The 20,540-nt window shown below is 67.3% G+C and carries 21 protein-coding genes and 1 tRNA gene; 13 read left to right on the top strand and 9 right to left on the bottom strand.

What is annotated here, in order from left to right; all coding sequences use genetic code 11:
• Positions 1-135, bottom strand: a 135-nt coding sequence (locus tag HUW43_RS12625) for a zf-TFIIB domain-containing protein (RefSeq protein ID WP_188237747.1), incomplete at its 3' end; no start/stop codon positions are given.
• Positions 136-555: 420 nt separating this feature from the next.
• Here HUW43_RS12625 and rplJ point away from each other — a divergent pair.
• The gene (gene rplJ / locus HUW43_RS12620) at positions 556-1,071 is read left to right on the top strand and encodes a 50S ribosomal protein L10 (RefSeq protein WP_188237746.1); all 516 of its coding nucleotides are present in this window, start codon (positions 556-558) and stop codon (positions 1,069-1,071) included.
• A gap of 59 nt (positions 1,072-1,130) precedes the next feature.
• On the top strand, positions 1,131-1,508 hold the full coding sequence (gene rplL / locus HUW43_RS12615; RefSeq protein WP_188237745.1) for a 50S ribosomal protein L7/L12: 378 nt from the start codon (positions 1,131-1,133) through the stop codon (positions 1,506-1,508).
• A gap of 100 nt (positions 1,509-1,608) precedes the next feature.
• Here rplL and HUW43_RS12610 read toward each other — a convergent pair whose 3' ends face one another.
• Both HUW43_RS12610 and HUW43_RS12605 read right to left on the bottom strand, forming a co-directional pair.
• A complete protein-coding gene (locus HUW43_RS12610) occupies positions 1,609-2,634 on the bottom strand; it encodes a hypothetical protein (RefSeq protein WP_188237744.1) in 1,026 nt (341 codons plus the stop codon).
• 115 nt (positions 2,635-2,749) lie between these two features.
• On the bottom strand, positions 2,750-4,267 hold the full coding sequence (locus tag HUW43_RS12605) for a hypothetical protein (protein WP_188237743.1): 1,518 nt from the start codon (positions 4,265-4,267) through the stop codon (positions 2,750-2,752).
• A gap of 129 nt (positions 4,268-4,396) precedes the next feature.
• Here HUW43_RS12605 and HUW43_RS12600 point away from each other — a divergent pair, with 129 nt between their 5' ends.
• Positions 4,397-5,425 (top strand): phosphoribosylglycinamide synthetase, encoded by a 1,029-nt coding sequence (locus HUW43_RS12600; protein WP_188237742.1) that lies wholly within the window; start codon positions 4,397-4,399, stop codon positions 5,423-5,425.
• Entirely contained in the window at positions 5,422-6,282 is an 861-nt protein-coding gene (locus tag HUW43_RS12595) for an NTP transferase domain-containing protein (protein ID WP_188237741.1), read from the top strand. Before HUW43_RS12600 ends, HUW43_RS12595 begins: the two co-directional genes overlap by 4 nt.
• Here the strand turns inward: HUW43_RS12595 and HUW43_RS12590 are convergent.
• Together HUW43_RS12590 and HUW43_RS12585 are read right to left on the bottom strand one after the other, a co-directional pair.
• A complete protein-coding gene (locus tag HUW43_RS12590) occupies positions 6,203-7,645 on the bottom strand; it encodes a carotenoid oxygenase family protein (RefSeq protein ID WP_188237740.1) in 1,443 nt (480 codons plus the stop codon). The genes HUW43_RS12595 and HUW43_RS12590 overlap by 80 nt on opposite strands.
• Positions 7,646-7,661: 16 nt before the next feature.
• Positions 7,662-8,030: a hypothetical protein gene (locus tag HUW43_RS12585; RefSeq protein ID WP_188237739.1), complete on the bottom strand. Its 369-nt coding sequence runs from the start codon at positions 8,028-8,030 to the stop codon at positions 7,662-7,664.
• Positions 8,031-8,080: 50 nt separating this feature from the next.
• Between HUW43_RS12585 and HUW43_RS12580 the strand changes: the two genes are divergently transcribed.
• Together HUW43_RS12580 and HUW43_RS12575 are read left to right on the top strand one after the other, a co-directional pair.
• Complete coding sequence (locus tag HUW43_RS12580; protein ID WP_188237738.1) at positions 8,081-8,689, top strand: TetR/AcrR family transcriptional regulator; 609 nt, start codon at positions 8,081-8,083, stop codon at positions 8,687-8,689.
• A gap of 109 nt (positions 8,690-8,798) precedes the next feature.
• Positions 8,799-10,535, top strand: a complete 1,737-nt coding sequence (locus HUW43_RS12575) for a sensor domain-containing diguanylate cyclase (RefSeq protein ID WP_262926804.1) — start codon at positions 8,799-8,801, stop codon at positions 10,533-10,535.
• A gap of 72 nt (positions 10,536-10,607) precedes the next feature.
• Here HUW43_RS12575 and HUW43_RS12570 read toward each other — a convergent pair whose 3' ends face one another.
• Positions 10,608-11,405: a hypothetical protein gene (locus HUW43_RS12570; RefSeq protein WP_188237736.1), complete on the bottom strand. Its 798-nt coding sequence runs from the start codon at positions 11,403-11,405 to the stop codon at positions 10,608-10,610.
• A 374-nt stretch (positions 11,406-11,779) separates the two neighbouring features.
• On the opposite strand from HUW43_RS12570, the gene HUW43_RS12565 reads away from it, so the two are divergent.
• On the top strand, positions 11,780-13,381 hold the full coding sequence (locus HUW43_RS12565) for a peptide chain release factor 3 (RefSeq protein ID WP_188237735.1): 1,602 nt from the start codon (positions 11,780-11,782) through the stop codon (positions 13,379-13,381).
• A gap of 3 nt (positions 13,382-13,384) precedes the next feature.
• On the opposite strand, the gene dinB is transcribed toward HUW43_RS12565, so the two are convergent.
• Positions 13,385-14,515 carry a DNA polymerase IV gene (gene dinB, locus HUW43_RS12560; protein ID WP_188237734.1) on the bottom strand — a complete coding sequence of 377 codons (1,131 nt, stop codon included), beginning with the start codon at positions 14,513-14,515 and terminating at the stop codon, positions 13,385-13,387.
• 100 nt (positions 14,516-14,615) lie between these two features.
• On the opposite strand from dinB, the gene HUW43_RS12555 reads away from it, so the two are divergent.
• From HUW43_RS12555 to HUW43_RS12530, 6 genes are all read left to right on the top strand, one after another.
• A tRNA-Gly gene (locus HUW43_RS12555) sits at positions 14,616-14,689 on the top strand.
• A gap of 183 nt (positions 14,690-14,872) precedes the next feature.
• The gene (locus HUW43_RS12550; protein ID WP_188237733.1) at positions 14,873-15,100 is read left to right on the top strand and encodes a hypothetical protein; all 228 of its coding nucleotides are present in this window, start codon (positions 14,873-14,875) and stop codon (positions 15,098-15,100) included.
• 71 nt (positions 15,101-15,171) lie between these two features.
• Positions 15,172-15,312 carry a hypothetical protein gene (locus tag HUW43_RS12545; RefSeq protein ID WP_188237732.1) on the top strand — a complete coding sequence of 47 codons (141 nt, stop codon included), beginning with the start codon at positions 15,172-15,174 and terminating at the stop codon, positions 15,310-15,312.
• Positions 15,309-15,899 carry an EF-hand domain-containing protein gene (locus HUW43_RS12540; RefSeq protein WP_188237731.1) on the top strand — a complete coding sequence of 197 codons (591 nt, stop codon included), beginning with the start codon at positions 15,309-15,311 and terminating at the stop codon, positions 15,897-15,899. The genes HUW43_RS12545 and HUW43_RS12540 overlap by 4 nt, the downstream gene beginning before the upstream one ends.
• Before the next feature lie 142 nt (positions 15,900-16,041).
• Positions 16,042-16,776, top strand: coding sequence for a response regulator (locus HUW43_RS12535; RefSeq protein ID WP_188237730.1), 735 nt, complete (start codon positions 16,042-16,044; stop codon positions 16,774-16,776).
• Positions 16,773-18,119, top strand: a complete 1,347-nt coding sequence (locus HUW43_RS12530) for a sensor histidine kinase (protein ID WP_317450866.1) — start codon at positions 16,773-16,775, stop codon at positions 18,117-18,119. Before HUW43_RS12535 ends, HUW43_RS12530 begins: the two co-directional genes overlap by 4 nt.
• A gap of 181 nt (positions 18,120-18,300) precedes the next feature.
• Here HUW43_RS12530 and HUW43_RS12525 read toward each other — a convergent pair whose 3' ends face one another.
• Positions 18,301-19,101, bottom strand: coding sequence for an acyl-CoA thioesterase (locus tag HUW43_RS12525; RefSeq protein ID WP_188237729.1), 801 nt, complete (start codon positions 19,099-19,101; stop codon positions 18,301-18,303).
• 7 nt (positions 19,102-19,108) lie between these two features.
• The gene (locus tag HUW43_RS12520; protein ID WP_188237728.1) at positions 19,109-20,281 is read right to left on the bottom strand and encodes a saccharopine dehydrogenase family protein; all 1,173 of its coding nucleotides are present in this window, start codon (positions 20,279-20,281) and stop codon (positions 19,109-19,111) included.
• Positions 20,282-20,540: the final 259 nt, after the last annotated feature.

The following is a 20,540-nucleotide window of genomic DNA, read 5'->3' as shown; positions in this document are numbered from 1 at the left end:
GATCTTGTCGAGTTCGCCGCGATCGAGCCAGACGCCGCGGCATTGCGGGCAATAGTCGATCTCGATCCCCTGTCGTTCGGACATGACAAGGTTCACGCGGCAGGTCGGGCACAAAAGCCCCTTTGCATCGGTCACGGACGGTCCTTTCTCTATCCTCTCGGACGCCAACGCCGCGGAGCGGGGGGCGTTCCATCTACAGATATGCGTCAGGCGGTGATCAACAAGAGTGCCGGTCCGACAGGGCGGGCCGCCACATGCTTGACTCCGCCACGATTCGGGCTATGAGCGCCCGCGTGTTGTCGGGGCCCTGGCCCTGGCAATTCCGTCCGAGACAGTTGGTGAAGGGAATATGCCCTTCTTAATTTCCAGCCGAGACGGGGAACAGTCTTCATTCGGTCGCCCGCCTGATGCGTCAGGCGCCAGCGGCTTGACCGACCCCATCGGACATCGTTGCGTCAAGGACAGGCGGGCTTTCGCTCCTCTGGCTCTGGCGTGTGTTAGCCGCCCGGCGGCGCGGGTTCGCTCGCGCATCCGGGCATGAGTGGAGAAACAGGCATGGATCGTGCTGAAAAGGCCGAAGCCGTATCCTCGCTGAATGCTACGCTGTCGAATGCGGCCGCGGTTGTGATCGTTCGCAACCTCGGCCTCACCGTCGCCCAGTCGACGGTGCTTCGCCAGCAGATGCGCGACGCGGGTGCGAACTTCAAGGTCACGAAGAACCGCCTGGCCAAGATCGCGCTCGATGGCACTTCCTACACCGGCATCAGCGACCTGCTGACCGGCCCCACCGCAATCGCTTCGTCCACCGACCCGGTGGCTGCGGCAAAGATCGCGGTGGAGTTTGCCAAGACCAACGACAAGCTTGAAATCGTTGGCGGCGGCATGGGGGAAATGGTCCTCGACGTGGAAGGCGTGAAGGCGCTTGCGGCGCTGCCGTCGCTCGACGAACTGCGCGGCAAGCTTGTCGGCCTGCTCCAGGCTCCGGCAACCAAGGTCGCCCAGATTGCGGCGGCTCCGGCCGGTCAGCTGGCGCGGGTCTTTGGCGCTTATGGCGCCAAGGAAGCGGCATAAGACTTTTACCTACCCCGAAACAATTTACCGGGCTTTCCCGGTTCTGATGGAGAATGAAAATGGCTGATCTTGCAAAGATCGTTGAAGACCTGTCGGCGCTGACCGTTCTGGAAGCCGCCGAGCTTTCGAAGATGCTCGAAGAAAAGTGGGGCGTTTCGGCCGCCGCCGCCGTCGCGGTTGCCGCGCCGGGTGGCGCGGGCGCCGCTGCTCCCGCCGCCGAAGAAAAGGACGAGTTCGACGTCATCCTGACGGGCGACGGCGGCAACAAGATCAACGTGATCAAGGAAGTCCGCGCGATCACCGGCCTGGGTCTTGGCGAAGCCAAGGCGCTGGTCGAAGGCGCGCCGAAGGCGGTCAAGGAAGGCGCCAGCAAGGCCGAAGCCGAAGAGCTGAAGAAGAAGCTCGAAGCGGCCGGTGCGACCGTCGAACTGAAGTAATTTGTTCGCCTGCGGCGGACTTTCCCGCCGCGTTGCGACGAAAAGGAAAAGGGCGGTGCCGCAAGGCGCCGCCCTTTTTCGTTGCCCGCCGGGCCGGGGGTCAGAAGCGCGAGAAGCCGGGGTGGAGGGCGCGGTGTCCGCGCGTCGGCGCGGGACGGGCGACCTCCTGCTCCTGCGGCGCGGCGGGGTTGTCGCACGGCGAAATCCCCCACGCGCCGACGGGCTTGCGCATCCTGTCCTTCTGCGCACCGAGCGTTTCGGCATAGGCAAGGCGTTCCTGCCGGTCGAAAAAGCGCGCGCGCTTCAGCCGCTTCGATAGGGTGAGGAACGGGTTGTCGGGCGTCGGACCCGCCATCGCCATCGCTTCGTGACGGCCCATGCTGCCGCTTGGCGCCGCCACGAAGGTCGGGGGCAAGCGCATCGGGGCCGCGGCATAATCAGGCGTAACCCATGGCTGATCGGGCGTCCGGGGGGCGGGCATCGTCAATGCCTGCGGTCCGGGGTTTTGGGCTGCGCCGACTGCGATGCGGCGACGGCGCGCAAGGACCAGGCTTGCACCGCCAAGCGCGATCAGCGCGGCGGCGGCGCCAACGATCTCCCATGGGAAGTCGCCGGACGCTGGCGGTGCGGCGGCGGAACCCGCGGGCGTCACCGTCGCGGCGGACGGCGCGATCGTGGACGACGTAGCGTTCGCCGTTCCGGCGATCGGAACGCTGCGCGGCGGTTCAGCGGTCGACGTGGTTGCGCCGGGTGCGGCGGCGGGCGTCGCCGGAGCCTGCCGCGCGGTCTGCGCGCTGCGTGCCTGTGCCTGGGACCGCTTGGCGGAAGGCGCCGCTTCGGCTTTGGCCGGGGCGGGTGCGGCCGGGGCGATGTCGAGCGGGACGCGGATCACCGGCGGCGACGCGGCGGGCGGCGTCGACTGCGCGGCGGGGGGCTGCACGGCAGGGGGCGGGACCATTGCCGGGCCGGTTTCGGGTGCCCGCGGTGTCGTGTGGGGCGCCGGAGCCGCGACCGGCGATGTCATGGATATCGGCGCTTCCTGCGCGAAAGCGGCGGGTGTGGACAGGACCAGGAACGCGGCAATCGCGCTCGTGGCGGGGCGAAAGAGGGCGATCGTCTTCGTCATAGGGACAATGAACGAGCGCGCGGCGCACAACGCTGCCCAACGCCGCGATTTTCCGCGACGAGCCGTGGCGGCACGACGGCCGGGCGACGTTCAGGTTCCGATTCGGGCTGCGCAATCAGGCGAGCGCGACGGGAGTCCTGCGATCGAGCGTGACGTCGGCCGCAGCGGCAATCGCCCGTTCGATCAGCGCCATATCGTCGCCGAGCCGCCCTTCGAGCGCTGCGGGCGCGAGGGCCGCGAGTTCGGCGATCAGCGGCATCGACAGCGACACGCGGAGCGTTCCCGCGCTGCGCCCGTCGGGGAGGCGATGTGTCCTGACCGGCTGGCCGAGGCGGATTTCGCGGCCCGTGTCGCGGCGCGCGTGCCGGGCGATATGCGTGTGGAGTGCGCGGGCGGCGTCGAGGTCGCAGTCCGGCCATCGCGCCGAGAGGTCGATCGTGCGCAGCGTTTGCGTCGCGAGGCATGACACGCCGCCCGCGCCGGGCACTTCGGTCACGCCGAGGCGATGCGACAGGTCCGTAACATGCCGGCAAAAGCGCGCCGATACCGCCGCGATGCGGTCGGATGGCAAGCCGGCGAAACGCCCGATTTCGATCAGCGCGGCTTCGAGCCGCAGCAGCAGGCCCAAATTGCCGCGCGCGTCGAGCGCATCGGCGCCTGGCCAGTCGGCGGGCCATTCGGCGCGATAGGCGATCCGGCGCAGCCCCGGCGGCAAGGGGCGGACGCGCGCACGGATCGCCGCGGGGACGAGCGCGAAGCCGCTGAACGGCGGGCCGCCCGCGAACTTCGATCCGGTGAGCATCACGATGCAGCCCAGATCGAGATAGCGACGCACGCCCGCGGGCGCGATGCGCAGCTGGCAGGCGTCGACCACGACCGTCATGGCGTCGCCATGCGCCGCGACCAGCCGCTCGACATCGGGCAGCGCCGGAAGCGTCAGGCCCGATTTCGATCCGTGGACGACATGGACGACCGCGCGGCGCCCCCCGGCGCGCGCGCGCGCGACATGCCGCGAAAGCTCGTCGGCGACAGCGGCCGATGCGCGCGGCTCGCCGCTGTCGTTGCGGACGGGCACGTCGACCAGTTCGGTGCCCGCGAAGACGGGATCGATCGCCGCCTGCGCGACGACGCGCGCGCCAATCGCCGTCTCTTCGGCAAAGAAGCGCCCCGCAGCGCTGTGGACGCAGCCGCTGCCCACCTCGTCGCGGCCGAGCAGGATCGCGGTCAGCGGGCGCCCGTCATGGGCGGCAGCAAGACCGACATATTCCAGGTCGGTCCCCGATGCGGCAAAGACGATCGCGGTCCGGTCTTCGAGCCCGAAATAGTGGGCCACCCCGGCGCGGATCGCATCGAGTCCGCGCGCATAATCGTCCGCTGCGACGGGGCGGTCCAGCCGGGGACGCCAACGGCGCAGCAAGGACGCGAAGGCGTGATCGGAAATGCTGCTGATCGTCGATGATCCATAGGCAAGCGCGTCGCTGGGCGCGGCGCTGGCGTGATATTGGTTGCGCCCCGCGGCGTCGAGCCGGATGCGCCGGTCGCCGCCGCTCACCAGAATCTGGGTCAATCGCGCCGCGTCGCGCCCGTCGGGGTGTCGGGCGCGGGTGTCGAAACCTTTGGGAGAGAGGCGCATCGAACATCCTGCGAAGGGGGAGAGCGCGGCCGGTTTACCGCGAAAGCATGACAAAGATTTTGCGTTTGCGTTGCAGCGCCGTCATCAAAAGGTCATCGCGGTGTAACCGCGATATGGTGTCGCGGCGCCATGCAGACCGATCATCTTGAGCCCACAAGGCTGCCCGACCGCCTGCGCGCGACGCAGCGGCTTTTGTTTGTCGCCAAACATGCCAAATGGACCGGCGGACTTCACCCGGAGGATGGCAATCACGCCGTCTATCACCGCGAAACGCGCGAGATACTCGAAGGCCTGGGAATGCCGTTGCTCGTCGCCGACCGCTATGAGGCGCTGTTCGAGCGGCCGGACGCCGACTTTGTCTTTCCGCTGCTCAATCGCGGCGGCTTTTTCAACTCGGAAATGCTGCTGCCGCTGCTGTGCAACCGGCTCGGCCTTCCGTATGTCGGTGCCTCGCCGATCGTGCGCGGCCTGTCCGACGACAAGCATCTGACCAAGCTGGAAGCGGCCGCGCGCGGCGTCCCGACCGCGCGCTGGACGCTGTTCCGCCGCGGCGCGCCGGTCGACGTGTCGGGCTGCCCGCCCGCGCGGCGCTGGGTCGTCAAGCCGAACAACAGCTCGGCGTCGTGGGGGCTGCGCGACGCGCACGACCGGAACGAGCTGGCGCGCGCGGTAGCCGAAGTTCACGCGCTTGACCATGACGCGCTCGTCGAACCCTTTATCGAGGGCAGCGACGTCGAGGTGCCCCTCATCACGTTGCGCGGCGCGCCCGCCATGCTCCCGATGATGATTTTTGAACAGGCCGATCCCGGCCATTTGCGCACCTATCAGGAAAAGCGCGACCTGGTCGACCGCAGCCAGAAATACAGCCTGAAACTGTTCGACGATGCGGCGATGGCCGCGCGCCTGATCGACTATACCGCCCGGATGGCCGATGTTTTCCGCCCCTTCGATTATGGCCGGTTCGAGTTTCGCGTCGATTTCGCGACCGGAGAGATCCGGCTGCTCGAGGTCAATCTCAACTGCAACCTGTGGTCCGAAAAAGTGTTCGGGCGGGCGGCGGTGGCGGCGGGTTTCACCCAGGCCGAGCTGATTGAAACGATCGTCGCCGAAAGCATGATTCGCCAGCTCGTCGGTTTTGCGCGCAAGGATGCGGCGTGAGCGGGTCGATCCTGATCCTTGCGGGTCGGCGGCCGGGCGCGGTCGACGCGCTCGCGCAGGCGCATGGCGTCGCCGACAAATGCCTGGTCCCCGTCGCCGGGCGGCCGATGATCGCACATGTGCTCGATAGCGCGGCGGCGACGGCGGCGATGCCGATTTTCGTCTCGACGCACCATGAAAGCCTGTTGGGCGAGCTGGCCGATCCGGTGGTGGATCGGCTGGGCGAGCGGCTGGTCGTCGTTCCGGCGGCCGACAATCTGGCCGATTCGGTGCTCGGCGTTGCCGATCGTGCGGCATTTCCGCTCTTTATCACGACGGCCGACAATTGCCTGCTCAGGCCGGCGACGATCGACGAGATCGGCCGCGAAGCGGCGCGGCTAGGGTGCGAAGCGGGGGTCGCGCTGGCGCGGCGCGAGGATGTGCTCAGGGTTCACCCGCAAGGCCAGCGGCGCTTCTACGAGTTTTCCGACGTCGCCGTGTCGAACTGCAACGCCTATTGGATCGGCCATCGCGGCGCGCTCAAGGCGGCCGAGGCGTTTCGCGGCGGCGGGCAGTTCGTCAAGAAACCGCTGCGCGTGATGCAGGCTTTCGGTTTCGTGAACCTGCTGCGCTTCCGTTTCGGACTGGGGCCGATCCACCATATTTTCGGGCGCATTTCGCGCCACATGGGGGTTGAGGTCGCCCCGCTGCTGGTGAGCGACGGGGCGACGGCGATCGACGTCGACAATGAACGGTCGTTGCGCGTGACCGAGGCGCTGATGCAGCGCGCCGCGTCGGTCAGTCCGCGATCCAGTTCCCGTGGAACCCAGGCGGAACGCGGTGCGGCAGATGGACGACGGCTTGCGGCGACCCGCTGAAATCATCGGCATTCAGGATGACGAGGTCGGTGGTCTCGTCGTTCATGTCGACGACGAGGCCGATCAGCCAGCCGTCATCTTCCGCCCCCGCCGCGCTGCGCGGCACAAAGACGAACTCGCCGGGGTGGCGGCCTGGCCCGAAATCGTGAATGGCGGTCGTGACCGTTTCCAGATCGTGGCGGAATAGCCGGGTGTCGGCGATTTCCATTTCAGTCGTCGCCCGGTCGGGCAGCGCGACCGAATAGACATAGCGATAGGGCCGCGTCGTCAGCCGTTCATCATAGCGCGGAAACTCCTGCGCGTGATCGTGGATAACGGCGCGCGTCGTCGTGCGCGCGGCGGGGTCGATCGTCCAGCGCTCCATGCGCGACTTTTCGCTGTCGGGGCCGCGTTTCGAGCTGGCGAACATCGTGTCGTGCGCGACGACATCGACGATCACCTTGCCGTCGGCGCTTTCGTAAGCGTTGGCGGTGTGGAAGACATAGCAGGGATCGACCGGCACCCACATGATCGCGTCGCCGCGGCCCTGCCGGGGGAGCAGGCCGACACGCGCCGGGTGATTTTCGTTCCACGCATAGGGAAAGCGATATCCCGCGAGCAGCATCTTCATCGAAAAAGTGACGGGCAGGTCAAGGACGAGCACGTAATTTTCGGTGATCGCGCAGTCGTGGATCGAGGGGCCGTCGCTGACCGCAATCGGCTCTTCACGCACCACATGCGCCCCTTCGTCGAGGACGACGTGCCATACCTTGTTCGGTTCGTCGCCGCGATAGGTGATCGCATGCATTTCGCCGGTGAAGGGATCGACATGCGGATGCGCGGTATAGGGGCCTGCGAGTGTGCCGTCGAAGGGATTGTGCGCGATCGTGCCGAGTTCATAATCGAGTTCGACCGGCTTGCCCCCCGCTTCGACGATTGCGAAGGTCCGCCCCGCAACACCCACGACATTGGTGTTCGGCGCGTCATTGCGGTCTTCGCGTGGGCCGGGCGGCAGGTCTTCGCCGAGCGCGGCGCACGCCTCGGCGCCGCGGACCCAGCGGTTGCGGTACCAGACTGCCGTGCCGCCTTCGATGCGGATGCCGTGGACCATGCCGGCGCCGATGAACCAGTGATAGCTGGCAGGATCGGGCGCCGCGGCCGGATTGGGGCCGTTGCGCAGATAGCGGCCGCTGAGCGCGGCGGGGATTTCGCCATCGACGCGCAGCGTCTCGATCGTCAGTTCCTCGGTCATCGGCTTGTGAATGCCGGTAAGGAAGGGATGGGCGTCGGTGGGACGGGGAAGGCGGCGGCGGTTGAAATCGGCGACCTTGCCGATGGTTTTGACGACAGCGCCGCGGATCAGCGTTTCGACATTGCTTGCCATGGTCTTTTCCTTCCGGTCAGTTGACGAAAAGGTCGGTTGCCGTTGCGGCGGTCGCGAGCAAAAGCAGCACTCCGCCGGGATGCGGACGGCGCAGGGCGACCAGATTGCCGATCGCCGACGAAGCGAACACGATCATCGCGATGACCGCGATCAGATCGGGACCGTCCTGAAGCCGGTTGAACCATACGCCCAGGCCGAGCGCCGCCCAGGCGACCGAGGGCATATGGAATATGGCGCGAACGATGTTGCGGCCGGGCGCCGTATCGAGAATGCCCTGTGCCGGTTGCCGGAACAGCGGCCGCAGGATCACGCGTTCGCTGATCACGGAATGGGCAAGCGCGACAATTACGGCTAAACCCGCGGCGATGGCCGACCATGCGATCATTCGGGAACTCCAACCTTGCCTGAGCGACTCGAAATGTTTACAGCGGAAACATGATGCCCAGCAAAGATGACAGTGTCAACATAAAAGAGCGCGGCGCCAGGACAGGCGGCGCTTACCACCATGGCGACCTGCGCGCGGCGGTGATCGCCGCCGGGCTCAAACGGCTTGCCGAGGATGATGGCGGCGAGCTGGGGCTGCGTGCGCTGGCGCGGGATGTCGGGGTCAGCGCGACCGCGCTTTACCGCCATTTCCCCGACAAGGAGGCGCTGCTCGACGCGCTCGCCGACGAAGGGTTGCGACGGCTGGGCGCGCTCCAGGCGCAGGCGTGGCTGAAGGCTGGCGGGGGTGTCGCGGGATTCAAGGCGACGGGCATTGCCTATGTCCGCTTCGCGCACGACGAACCGGCGCTGTTCCGGCTGAGCTTCACGCGCCAGATGGCCGAGCGAAGCGCGGGCGGCGACGGCGGCGAGGTGGCGTATAATCTGCTGCGCGCCGGGGTCGGCGAGGCGCTGCCCGGGACGGCGGACCCCGACACGGCGGCGCTCCATGCCTGGGCGCTCGTCCACGGCCTCGCGATGCTGATCCTCGATCGACGGATCGAGTGGGACGAAGCCCGCGTCGCCGAGGTCGTCGGGCTGACCTTTGGCGGCGTGGGGTGAAGCGCCGAAGAAACGCGACGATCTTAGCGGTTTATTTTCCTGTTTCCGGCTATTTGGTCGCATGACCCGGTCGCTGTCCCCCCGAGTCGAAGCGGTCTTTTGGCTCCTGTTGACCGGCACGGGCTATTATCTGCTCGCCAGCCTGTCGCTCTACGCGACGCAGGGGGGCGACGGCATCGCCGCGGTCTGGCCGGCGAGCGGATATATGCTCGCGCTGTTGCTGCTGATGCCCGCGCGGGCGCGCCTCGCTGCCTTTGCGGGGATGGGATTGGCCAGCGTTGCCGCCAATCTGGGTGCGACGACGCCCTTGTGGACAAGCCTGGCCTTCACCTTCGCCAATATGGTCGAGGCCATCGTCGCGCTGTGGCTGATCCGACGCCGCGAGCCGAGCGAATTATCGTTCATGGCGCCGCGCGCGGTCATCAGCTTTTGCATCGCGGCAATGACCGCCAGCCTGATCAGTGCGGGGCTGGCGACGCTGCTCGCCGGGGGAGGGGTCGGCTTTTTCCTGTCCTGGTCGACCACTGTGCTGCTCGGCATGTTGATCGTGACGCCGCCGATCGTGATGCTGGCGCGCATGACGGGATTGAAGGCGTTCGGCAAGGTGCCGCGCGCGATGCTGGTCGAGGCGACGGCAATCCTGACCGGCGCGGGCTTTGTCACGATCGTCGTCTTTTCGCAGTCGCATTTCCCGGCGACCTTCCTGCCGTGCATCGCGGTGGTCGCGGCGGCCTATCGGCTGGGCCCTTTCGGCGCGGCTGCGGGGATGCTGATCGTGACGATCATCGTGTCGCTTCTGTCGGGGCAGGGCTATGGCCCGATGGCGGCGATCGACAGCGACCCGAAGGTCAAGGTGCTGTTCCTGCAATTCTATCTGTTGTCGCTGCTGCTTGTGGCGCTGCCGCTGGCCGCGCTGACCATCGGACGCCAGCGGCTGGCCAAAAGGCTGGAACAGAGCAATCGCTGGCTGCTCCAGGCCGAGGCGGCAGCGCTCGTCGGCCACTGGCGCGTCGATCTGGTCGACTGGACAATCTACTGGTCCGACCAGACCTATCGGGTTCACGGACTGGAACCCGGCACGCCCGTCGACGTCGAATATAGCGTCCAGCAATATCTGGCGGAGGATCGCGCCAAAGTGCGCAAGGTGCTCGAAACCGCGGTGCGGACGGGCGAGCCGTTCGAGTTCCAGGGCCGCATCCGGCGCGCCGATGGCAAAATCCGTCACGTCAAATCGCACGGGTCGATCGAAAGGGACCGCGGCGGACGCGCGACGGGCATTTTCGGAACGGTGCAGGATGTGACCGAAACCGTCGAAAATGCACGCATCCTGGAGGCCGCGCGCAGCGCCGCCGAGCGCATCGCGAACACGGACATGCTGACGGGTTTGCCCAACCGCCGACACACGCTGTCCTTTCTGGACCAGGCGATGGCGGGCGCACGCGCGCATGGCGCGCCGCTGGCGGTGGCAATCTTTGACATCGACCATTTCAAGCGGATCAATGACACGCACGGCCATGCAACGGGGGACCGCGTGATCCGGCGCGTCGCGCAGCGTGCCAAAGCCGCCCTTCGCGACGAGGATCTGCTGGGCCGGATCGGTGGCGACGAGTTTGTTTGCATCCTCCAGCGGTCGAGCGCACGCGCGGCCGAGATCGTCGCCGAGCGCGTGCGCAAGGCGGTCGAGAGCGGGGTCGGCGAGGGCGATGGGCTGCCGCAGGCCACGATCAGCATCGGGCTGGCGGTTTATGACGGCGAACCCGACGTCGAGCAATTGCTGCACCGCGCCGACCAGGCGCTCTATGTCGCGAAACGCGAAGGTCGCAACCGGATGGGGCGCGCGGCGTAAGCGCCGGATGGAAAAAAGGCGCGGAAGCGATGCTCCCGCGCCCTGGATCGCCATGCGGCGTTGCGAATTGCCTCAGCTGGTCGGCTGGGTGCCCGTTGCCTTGGCCACCGCGGCGGCGAATTGTTCGGCAGTGTAGGCCGCGGCAAGCCCCGCGGGTGACATCAGGAAAGCGCTGCGCGGCAGGCTGACGTCCTCGCCCGCCGGGGTGGTGACGACCACGGCGTCGGCGCCCGCCGACTTGACCTTGCCGAGCACTGCGCTGCCCTTGAGGCTGCGCACTTCGGCGCCCGCGACAAGCGCGGCGGCGACCGCCGCGTCATCGGCCGCGGCGGCGGTCTTCACTTCCTTCATCGCCTCGGCGAACTGTTCGGGCGTAAAGCTGGTCTGAAGCCCGGCCTGGCCCATGAAAAAGGCATTGCGCGGCAGTTTGACTTCACCGGTCGGGGTCGTCAGCACCACGCCATCGGCCATCGCAAGCTTGACTTGGCCCAGCACGGCGTCGCCGTTCACGCCGCGCACATCGGCGCCGGGCACAAGCGCCGCGGTCAGCTTTGCTTCATTGGCCGCCGCCGCCTGATCGACCGCGGCGACGACCTGTGCCTTGGTGGCGCCGATCGTCGGGCCTTTTTCCAGCATGCCGAACGATGCGCTGGGAAGCGCGATCTGCTTGCTGTCACCAAGATCGACGACGACATTGGGGCCTTGCACGCTGGTCACCGTGCCCAGTTCGGCGCCTTCGGAATCGAAAACCCTGGTGCCGACGGAAAGTTCGACGGCCGCAGCGGCGGCATTCTGCGCAAGCGCGGGCGCCGCGGTGGCGGCCGCCATGGAAAGAGAGAGGGTTGCAACAAAGCCTGCGAGTTTCCGCATCGCTTACGGTCTCCTTGAGCTAATCGGGATTGGAACGACAAAGCTTGAACGCGCATGAGCGGGCAAGGGCTACGCCACGGCTGACAAACCGTGCCTGAGATACGATGAAGCGAGTATAGGCGTCCCGAAATGGGGTGCGGCCGATGTAAGGAATGAGCGGTTTCCGATACAGGCTTCATCGGCATCCGGCCCGCGCCGCGACAACCGATAGAATGATGGCGGGAATCCCTTGGCGCAATGCAGCCGCTCTTTTCCCGTCGCTTGCCGTTGCGGCGCGCAACGCACTGCGGCTCGTGGCGCGACGCTGAATCAGCCTTCGCGGCAACGCGCCGACCCCTTTCCACACGGCGCGCCCCCTGCTAGGCGCCGCCGCCATGTCCAAGCACCTCGAACGCCGAACCTTCGCCATCATCTCGCACCCCGACGCGGGCAAGACGACGCTGACCGAAAAATTGCTCGTCGCGGGCGGCGCGATCCATATCGCGGGCGAGGTGAAGGCGCGCGGGGCCGCGCGGCGCGCGCGCTCGGACTGGATGAAGATCGAGCAGCAGCGCGGCATTTCCGTGACCTCGTCGGTAATGACCTTTGAACATCGGGGGTTGATCTTCAACCTGCTCGACACGCCGGGGCACGAGGATTTCAGCGAAGACACCTATCGCACGCTCACCGCGGTCGACAGCGCGGTGATGGTGATCGACGCGGCCAAGGGCATCGAGCCGCAGACGCTCAAGCTGTTCGAAGTGTGCCGGCTGCGCTCGGTGCCCATCATCACCTTTGTCAACAAGGTCGACCGCGAAGGGCGGACGCCGTTCGAGCTGCTCGACGAGGTCGCCGACCGGCTCGCGCTCGACGTGTGCCCGATGAACTGGCCGGTCGGCATGGGCGGGCAGTTCGAGGGACTCTACGACCTTGCCGATCCCGCGCTGATGGTGCCGGGCGGCGATGCGTCGCGCATGTATGAGGGCGAACGCATCGCGGTCGAGGGGCTGGACGACCCCAGGCTCGCCGACCGGGTCAGCGCCGACCGGCTGGCGCTGCTGAAGGAGGAAACCGAGCTGGCGTCGGCGTGCTACGCGCCGTTCGATGCCGCGGCCTATCGCAATGGTGACCTGACGCCAGTGTTTTTCGGTTCGGCGCTCAAGGAGTTTGGCGTCGTCGACCTGCTCGCCGGTCTGGCCGACCATGCGCCGGGTCCGCAGCCGCAGCCCGCCGAGCCCGCACCGGTGCAGCCGGGCGACGATGCCGTGACCGGATTCGTGTTCAAGGTGCAGGCGAACATGAACCCCGCGCACCGCGACCGCATCGCCTTCATGCGGCTCTGTTCGGGCAGGTTCGAGCGCGGGATGCGGTTGATGCAGGGCGGCACGGGCAAGGCGATCGCGATCAGCCGCCCGATGCTGTTCCTCGCGCAGGACCGCGAAATGGCCGAGCAGGCCTTCCCCGGCGATATCATCGGCATCCCCAATCACGGCACGCTGCGCGTCGGCGATACGCTGTCCGAACGCAGCGATGTGACCATCACCGGCCTGCCGAACTTTGCGCCCGAAATCCTGCGCCGCGTCGCGCTCGTCGACCCGACCAAGACCAAGCAGCTGAGGAAAGCGCTCGACGACATGGCGGAGGAGGGGATCATCCAGGTCTTCTATCCCGAAATCGGCGCGAACATGATCGTCGGCGTCGTCGGTCAACTGCAACTCGACGTGCTCATCAGCCGCCTGGATGCCGAATATAAGGTCGAGGCGAAGCTCGAACAGTCGCCGTGGGAGACCGCGCGCTGGATCGCGAGCGACGATGCCGCGGCGCTCAAGGCGTTCCAGGCCGACAATCGCGCCGGCGCGGCGACCGACCGCGACGGCGCGCCGGTGTTCATGGCGAAGGACGCGTGGGAGGTCGGCTATGTGACGCAGCGCAATCCCTCGATCCGATTTAGCGCGACCAAGGAACGGGTGTTCGCGGCGGCGAACCGACCATCGTGATCCTCAGATCAGGCTGAGCAGATCGGCCGACCCGGCCTGCTCCTCCCGCTCCTCTTCCTGCTCCCCCTCGAACCTGCTCAGGGTCACGCCGAGCAGGCGGATGCCCTGTTCGGTGGGCAGCAAGGGGGCCAGGATCGCTTCGCCTGCGGCGAGCAGGCTTGCGCCGTCGAGGATCGGCGTGGCCACCGACTTCGCACGCGTGATCGTCCGGAAATCGGCATAGCGCAGCTTCACCGTCACGGTGCGCCCGCGCGCGCCCCTCTTCGCCGCGCGGTCCCACACGACGGTGCAGACATGCGCCAGCGCCTCGCGGATTTCGGTGTCGGAGATGAGGTCGTTGAAAAAGGTTCGCTCGCCGCCCAGCGACTTCAGCGGCCGGTTGGACTTGACCCGCCGATGGTCGATGCCGCGGGCGAGGTTATAGAGCCATTCGGCGCTGTTGCCGAAATGGGTCGCAAGCCAAAGCCGATCTTTCGCCGCAAGATCGGCGCCCGAAAAGATGCCGAGCCCTTCCATCTTTGCCGCGGTGACCGGGCCGATGCCGTGGAAACGGCGGATCGAGAGCGCCTGAACAAAGGCGGCCCCCTTGCCCGGCGGGATGACGGTCAGCCCGTCGGGCTTGTTCTGGTCTGACGCCAGCTTGGCGATGAACTTGTTGTAGGAAACGCCGGCCGATGCGGTCAGGCCCGTTTCTTCGCGGATGCGGCGGCGGATCAGCCGCGCCGCCGCGGTCGCGCTGCCCAATCCCGCCTTGTCGGCGCTGACGTCGAGATAGGCCTCGTCAAGCGACAGCGGCTCGACCTCGTCGGCATAGTCGCGGAAGATCGCGCGGATCTGGTACGAAATGTCGCGATAGACCTCGAAGCGCGGGGGCACGAAGATAAGGCCGGGGCACTGCCGCTTTGCGGTGACGCTGGGCATCGCCGACCGGACGCCGAACCTGCGCGCCTCATAACTCGCCGCTGCGACCACCCCGCGCCGCGACGATCCGCCGACCGCAACGGGCTTTCCACGCAGCGAGGGGGCGTCGCGCTGCTCGACCGAGGCGTAAAAGGCATCCATGTCGACATGGATGATCTTGCGGACGGGGGTGTCCGCGCCGTCACCGGGCCTTTGATCGTCGCGATCGTCCACGGCGCAATTCTATCATGTTGCCACGATGTTCTCAATGGCAGGCTCGACGCCACGCTTGACGGGGGCCGATCAAAATGGCAATCGCCGCGGCCTTGGCGACGCGGGTATAGCATAGTGGTAATGCTCTAGCCTTCCAAGCTAGCTAGGCGGGTTCGATTCCCGCTACCCGCTCCATCGACAGCATATCTGTCGCTGCTCGTGATTTCGGGCCTTGTCCTTGTCGCCCGCCATGCTCTGCCCCTCCCCGCGATCGGATAAGCCGCCGCGCGTTCGCGACGAGCGGTGGGCTGATGCGCATCGAACGGGGATTGTGGCGGTTTCTCAAGGACTAGTGCAATATATTCGACGGAGATTGATATGAGCATGGCCGGAAAAGCCGCGATTTCGCTGGCGGCATTGTCGGTCGTCGCGGCGCCCGTCGCCGCGTCGGCAGCGAGCGGCGTGCGCGCCGCATCGGCGACGAGCGGGACGAGCCAGCTCGAAGGCAATGCAAGCTGGGTCATCGGGCTGATCGGCCTGATGGCCGGTATCACCGCGATTGTCCTGGTTGCCGAGAATGACGAGGATTCGCCCGTCAGCCCCTGACAACACGCGCCGCGACAGGCGGCAACGACGGGCTGCGAAGCTGCGCAGCCGGCTGTTTCGCTTGCGCTGCCATGAACAAGGGCGCGGCGCTGCGACAATTTGCGACAATTTTTCGGCAACCCGGCACGGCGTTGGGACAAATCGCGCGTAAATGGCCTTTACTGGAAGCGCGGCGACCCCGCCGCATCGCCATGAAGGAGTTTGCGACGTGAACAGGAAGATCGGTTTACTGACGCTGGGCGCCGCGCTGATCGCGGTGCCGGTCCTCGCCGCCCCCGGCGACGGCGCGCGCGGCGACGCCGATGGCAATGGCACGCTGACGCGCGCCGAGGCCGAGGCGCATGCGGCACAGATGTTCGCGCGGATGGATACGAACAGGGACGGTCGGCTTGACGCCGCCGACCGCGCCGAGAGGCGCGCCGAAATGCAGGCAAAGATGTTCGAGCGGATCGACGCCGACAAGGACGGCAATATCAGCCGCGCCGAATGGGACCAGCATGGCGCCGAACGCGCAGCCAAGCGTGCCGAAGCTGGCGAGGGTCGCAAGGGCAAGCGCCACGCGATGCTGGGTCATCGCGGCAAGCGTGGCGGCCATCATGCGATGATGATGGGCAAGGCCGATACCGACGGCGACAAGGCGATCAGCCAGGCCGAGTTCCAGGCGGCAGCGCTGGCGCGTTTCGGCGCCGCCGACGCCAATCAGGACGGCCAGGTGACCGCCGAGGAACGCCAGGCTGTCCGCGCGGCGAAACGCGCCGAATGGCGCGCCAAGCGCGCGGCCGCCGCGACCGGCGAATAGCCAATCGGCAGGGGCGACCGGCGGCGCGATGCCTTCTCCCCCCCCCCCCTCCCGGCATTGCCTTTGTCGCCGGTCCCTGCCAGCTATCGCCCACCGGCCGTTCGCGGCCGGTGGGCGAGCCATTTCGAGCGACGGAAAGCCGATGACCGACAGCGACATGCCGCGCATCCTGCTGATCGACGATGAGCCTTCGATTCGCGAACCGCTGGGCGAATATCTGACCGCCCAGGGTTTTGCGGTCACCGACGCCGCGAGCGCGGCCGAGGCGCGATCGGTGCTGCGCGCCAAAGCGGTCGACCTCGTCGTCAGCGACATCATGATGCCGGGCGAGGACGGGCTTTCGCTGACGCGTCACCTGCGCGAGACGAGCAGCATCCCGGTCATCCTGCTGACCGCGCGCGCCGAGGATACCGAACGGATCATCGGGCTGGAGATCGGCGCCGACGATTATGTCGTCAAACCCTTTAACCCGCGCGAACTGGTCGCGCGCATCCGCACCGTGCTCCGCCGGACGCAGCAGGGCGGGCGGGCGCTCGATGCGGGCGGCACCTGCTATGCCTTTGGCGACTGGGTGCTGCGCGAAGTCGAGCGTGTTCTGGTCGATGGCGAAGGCAGGGAGGTCGCGCTGTCATCCGGCGAATATCACCTGCTTCACGCGCTCGTGCGCCACCCCCGACAGGTGATGAGCCGCGACCGGCTGCTTGACCTGGTTCGCGGTCGCGAGGCCGATATTTTCGACCGCGCAATCGACAATCTGGTCAGCCGATTGCGCAAGAAGATCGAGACCGATCCCGCGCGCCCGCAGATTGTCAAAACCGTGTGGGGCGGGGGTTATACGCTGGCCTGCGAGGTGAAGCGGCTGGGACCGGCCGCGTGACGTTGCGGCTCTGGCCCCGCAGCCTGATCGGCCAGCTCGTGTTCGCGGTCGCGGTGATGTTGTTCGTCGCGCAGGCGGTCAATTTTGCGCTGCTCGTGCGCGGACAGAAACAGCAGGTGCTGGCGCACGGTGGCGGCATGGCGGTGGCGCGGATCATCGACGCGGTCGACCGCTATGAAAGCGGCCGGATCGCGGCGATGCCCGAGCGCCGCCAACGCCCCGGCCGTGCGCGCATCCCGAAGCTATGGGTCGGCACCAGCCCGCCGCCGGTGCCCGATCGCGCGGTCGCCATGCCGACGATGGCCGACTATGTCCACGACCTGCTCGCCGAGGCGGCGGTCGACGCCACGCGCGTGACCGCATGGGCCTTGCCGCAGCGACCGCGGTTGGGGCGGACGCCACTGCCCGGCCGCACCGTGCTCGTCGTTGCAGAGGTGGGCGGGCGCTTTTACGGCGTCCGCACGCGGGTCGCGCCCGATGGCCGACGCTTGCAGGGTTTTCTGATCTGGCAGACGCTGTCGCTCTACCTCTTGCTGCTCATCCCGATCCTGGTGATTGCGTGGCGCGTCGCCGCGCCGCTGCGCGAGCTTACGCGCGCGGCGCGCGCCAGTCCCGCACTGCACGAAGCGGTGCCGCTCGATGAGGCGGGGCCGTCGGACGTGCGCGACCTGATCGCCGCCTTCAACGCCTATCGGGCGCGCATCGCGGCGATGCTGTCGGACAAGGACCGGATGCTCGGCGCGGTGGGGCACGACCTGCGCACGCCGCTCGCCAGCCTGCGGGTGCGCGTCGAGCAGGTCGACGACGACCGACTGCGCGACAAGATGATCGCGAGCATCGACGAGATGACCGCGATGCTGGCTGACATATTGGCGCTCGCACGATCGGGCGCGGGGACCGAGGCGGTCGAGGTGGTTTCGCTGCGCGAACTGGTCGGTGAACTGGCGGCCGATTACCGCGAGCGCGGCAAGGATGTCGCGGCGGGCGCGCTGGCCGATGCGGCGGTACGGGCAAGGCCGATGCTGCTGAAGCGGGCGATCCGCAACCTCATCGACAATGCGGTGGCCTATGGTGTGCGCGCGCGGCTGTCGGTGGCGATCGAAGGCGGCGAGGCGCGGATCATCGTGTCCGACGACGGCCCCGGCCTGACCGATGAACAGATCGGCACGCTGGTCGAGCCTTTTGCGCGCGGCGAACAGTCGCGCAACCGCGCGACGGGCGGCGCGGGGCTGGGCCTGTCGATCGCGCGCGAGATCGCCGAGAACGAAGGCGGGACGCTGACGCTCGCCAATCGCGCGGGCGGCGGACTGGATGCGGTGATCGCGTTGCCGGTTCGGGGCTGAACGGCTGTTGCCGTTGTCGGTCATGTCGGTCCGGCCTTGGGACCGGCGGGTGCAGCGACCGCGTAGCCATTCCAGGGTTCAGGACAGGTCAGCCCTGTGCGCCCGCCCTCTCCACCACCGCTTCGCGGTCGTCCGCCCCCCGTTCCGAGGGGGGGATGCAAACAGTCGCAATCGACCCCAATCAGACGTAGATTGCAATTGCCTGGCTGCCGCTGAGGATCGGCTGACCCGCGCGGTTCCACAGCATCATGTCCTGCACCGACAGGCCGTGACGCGCATAGCCGGTCCTGGCCGAGAGCAGCCACCAGCCATCGTCGGTGGCGGGCGCGGCCGTCAGCATGTTGACCGTCCAGTTCATCGAGCTGATCGGCCCGAACTGGCTGAACAGGGCCATCGCCGCAGGGGGCAGCGCGTCGCCCATCGCGAGCAGCGCAACCGCGGGATGGCACGCCGGTTCCTGGACGAAGCGCACCCAGGTCAGATATTCGCCGACCTCGCTTTTCCATGCAAAGCGCGGTCCCGTTGTCGGGCGCATGTCGAAATGGCGCGTAAAGGCGGGGCGTGCGTGATGTTCGGGCACCGGCGCCAGCGTTTCGGGGGCGGGCGCGTCGGGCATCGCCAGCCGGTCATGGTCGACATGGCTTGGCCGGTCGGGGGAAAAGGCGAAAACCGCCGCGGTGCCGAACCCCATGTCGCTCGATACGCCGGTCTCGATGAACAGGGAGGATTTCGACTGGCGCAGCACGCGCGTTTCGACCGTGCAGTCGCCGCCGACGGGGCCGACGAAGCTGATCTGCGCATAGCGCAGCGGCACCTGGGTCGGGTGAAGCGCCATCGCGCCCGCGAGCGCGACCGCCGAGCTGATCCCGCCATAGGCGGTGCGGCCCTGCATCCAGCCTTCGTCGATATGCACCTTTGCCACGCCCTCTTCGGTGCGCAACGTTGCGAGCAGCACGTCGAGCGCGCTGGGAGAGGGGGTCATCCTGTTCTTATTCCTCAATCCGAAAGGTCAGGCCGGCATTCGCCGTCAGCCGCTGGATCAGCGTATCCCCCAGCAGCGCCCCCGGCGTCCACACGCCGCCCGCGCCCTTGTTTTCAAGGAGCGCCATGCCCGTTTCGGCGAGCATCTTCGACGTCGAGCCATAGCCGGGATCGCGGTCGCCCTGCACGCTTGCGCGCACGGTGGTGCCGTCGGGATATTCGCCGATGAAAAGGATGTCGTAAAAGCCGTTATCGCGCTCTTCCTTGCTCGGCCCTTCGCCGGGCTGGAGTTTGCTGTCGCCGAACGGATTGGCCTTGGCCATCGCTTCGGCCATTGCCTTGCCGGCATCGCCGATCGTCGTCATCACCATTTCGTCATAGACAAGGTCGGTGCCCCATGGATGGCCGAGCAGATAGTTGGTGCGGTGGACATTCTTGGTGTTGATCGGCGCCATGACGAAGGGGGCGGTCCAGGTGCCGGTCGCCCCGTCATATTCGGGGATCAGCCCGGTGGGCTGCGTCGGCCCCTCGAAGCCGGGGGTCAGCGCGAAGGATGATTTGAGCAGCAGCGCGAGCGAGGGCTTTTTCGCGACGGCCTTCAGCGTTTCGGTGAGGCTGGCGATCGTTCCGCCCGACGCGCCGCCCGCCATCTTGCGCACGCGGCCCTTGACCCGCGGCGCGGGCTTGCCGTGGCGCCTGACCGCTTCGGCCTGCAGGAACAGCACGCCAAGGTCGAAGGGGATGGAATCGAAACCGCAACTGAAGGTGATCCGCGCGCCCGACGCCTTTGCCGCATCTTCGTGCGTGTCGATCATCTCGCGCATCCAGCCGGGTTCGCCGCAAAGGTCCGCATAGGCGGTGCCCGCGCGGACGCAGGCGGCGACGAGGCCGCTGCCGTAAAGCTGATACGGGCCGACGGTGGTGAGCACCACCGCCGTCCGCGCCGCCATCGCGTCGAGGCTCGCGGGGTCGTCGGCGTCGGCGACGATCAGCGGCGTGTCGCCGGGCGCGTCGATCAGGTCGCGCACCTCGGCAAGCTTGGCGGCGCTGCGCCCCGCCATCGCCCATCTGGGCGCGTCCGTGCGGCCCTTGTATTGGTGGGCGAGATATTCGGCGACGAGGCGGCCGGTGAAACCCGTTGCGCCATAGATGATGATGTCGAGATCGCGCGCGTTGGCCATCGACCCTCTCTCTTTACGTAAACGTCAAGTCGGCACGCTAGCGCAGATGGGGGGCGGTGCCAAGGGGTGAGGGAAGGGCAGGTTTCGACCGGAAGCGGCATAAGGCCCCTTTCCTTCGGGCGCGTCAGGTCATGCCCCCGGCATGACCTGAACCGTCCGGGGGACGCTTTGGCTGACGCTGGCTTGGGGTGGGGACCAGGCAAGCAAGCTGCAAGGTCTTCCTTGCCCCTCGTCCGAAGGCGCGGGGTTTGATCGCGCT

The organism is Sphingopyxis sp. LK2115 (assembly GCF_014595975.1).
Lineage (GTDB): Bacteria > Pseudomonadota > Alphaproteobacteria > Sphingomonadales > Sphingomonadaceae > Sphingopyxis.
Note: the sequence above shows the minus strand (reverse complement) of the source record. Positions and strands in the feature narration are given on the sequence as shown.

Bases quoted from the DNA above. Each gene is read 5' to 3' on its own strand.
- rplJ (WP_188237746.1), top strand. From the start codon at position 556: ATGGATCGTGCTGAAAAGGCCGAAGCCGTATCCTCGCTGAATGCTACG.
- rplL (WP_188237745.1), top strand. From the start codon at position 1,131: ATGGCTGATCTTGCAAAGATCGTTGAAGACCTGTCGGCGCTGACCGTT.
- HUW43_RS12610 (WP_188237744.1), bottom strand. From the start codon at position 2,634: ATGACGAAGACGATCGCCCTCTTTCGCCCCGCCACGAGCGCGATTGCC.
- HUW43_RS12605 (WP_188237743.1), bottom strand. From the start codon at position 4,267: ATGCGCCTCTCTCCCAAAGGTTTCGACACCCGCGCCCGACACCCCGAC.
- HUW43_RS12600 (WP_188237742.1), top strand. From the start codon at position 4,397: ATGCAGACCGATCATCTTGAGCCCACAAGGCTGCCCGACCGCCTGCGC.
- HUW43_RS12590 (WP_188237740.1), bottom strand. From the start codon at position 7,645: ATGGCAAGCAATGTCGAAACGCTGATCCGCGGCGCTGTCGTCAAAACC.
- HUW43_RS12585 (WP_188237739.1), bottom strand. From the start codon at position 8,030: ATGATCGCATGGTCGGCCATCGCCGCGGGTTTAGCCGTAATTGTCGCG.
- HUW43_RS12580 (WP_188237738.1), top strand. From the start codon at position 8,081: ATGATGCCCAGCAAAGATGACAGTGTCAACATAAAAGAGCGCGGCGCC.
- HUW43_RS12570 (WP_188237736.1), bottom strand. From the start codon at position 11,405: ATGCGGAAACTCGCAGGCTTTGTTGCAACCCTCTCTCTTTCCATGGCG.
- HUW43_RS12565 (WP_188237735.1), top strand. From the start codon at position 11,780: ATGTCCAAGCACCTCGAACGCCGAACCTTCGCCATCATCTCGCACCCC.
- HUW43_RS12550 (WP_188237733.1), top strand. From the start codon at position 14,873: ATGAGCATGGCCGGAAAAGCCGCGATTTCGCTGGCGGCATTGTCGGTC.
- HUW43_RS12545 (WP_188237732.1), top strand. From the start codon at position 15,172: ATGAACAAGGGCGCGGCGCTGCGACAATTTGCGACAATTTTTCGGCAA.
- HUW43_RS12535 (WP_188237730.1), top strand. From the start codon at position 16,042: ATGACCGACAGCGACATGCCGCGCATCCTGCTGATCGACGATGAGCCT.
- HUW43_RS12525 (WP_188237729.1), bottom strand. From the start codon at position 19,101: ATGACCCCCTCTCCCAGCGCGCTCGACGTGCTGCTCGCAACGTTGCGC.
- HUW43_RS12520 (WP_188237728.1), bottom strand. From the start codon at position 20,281: ATGGCCAACGCGCGCGATCTCGACATCATCATCTATGGCGCAACGGGT.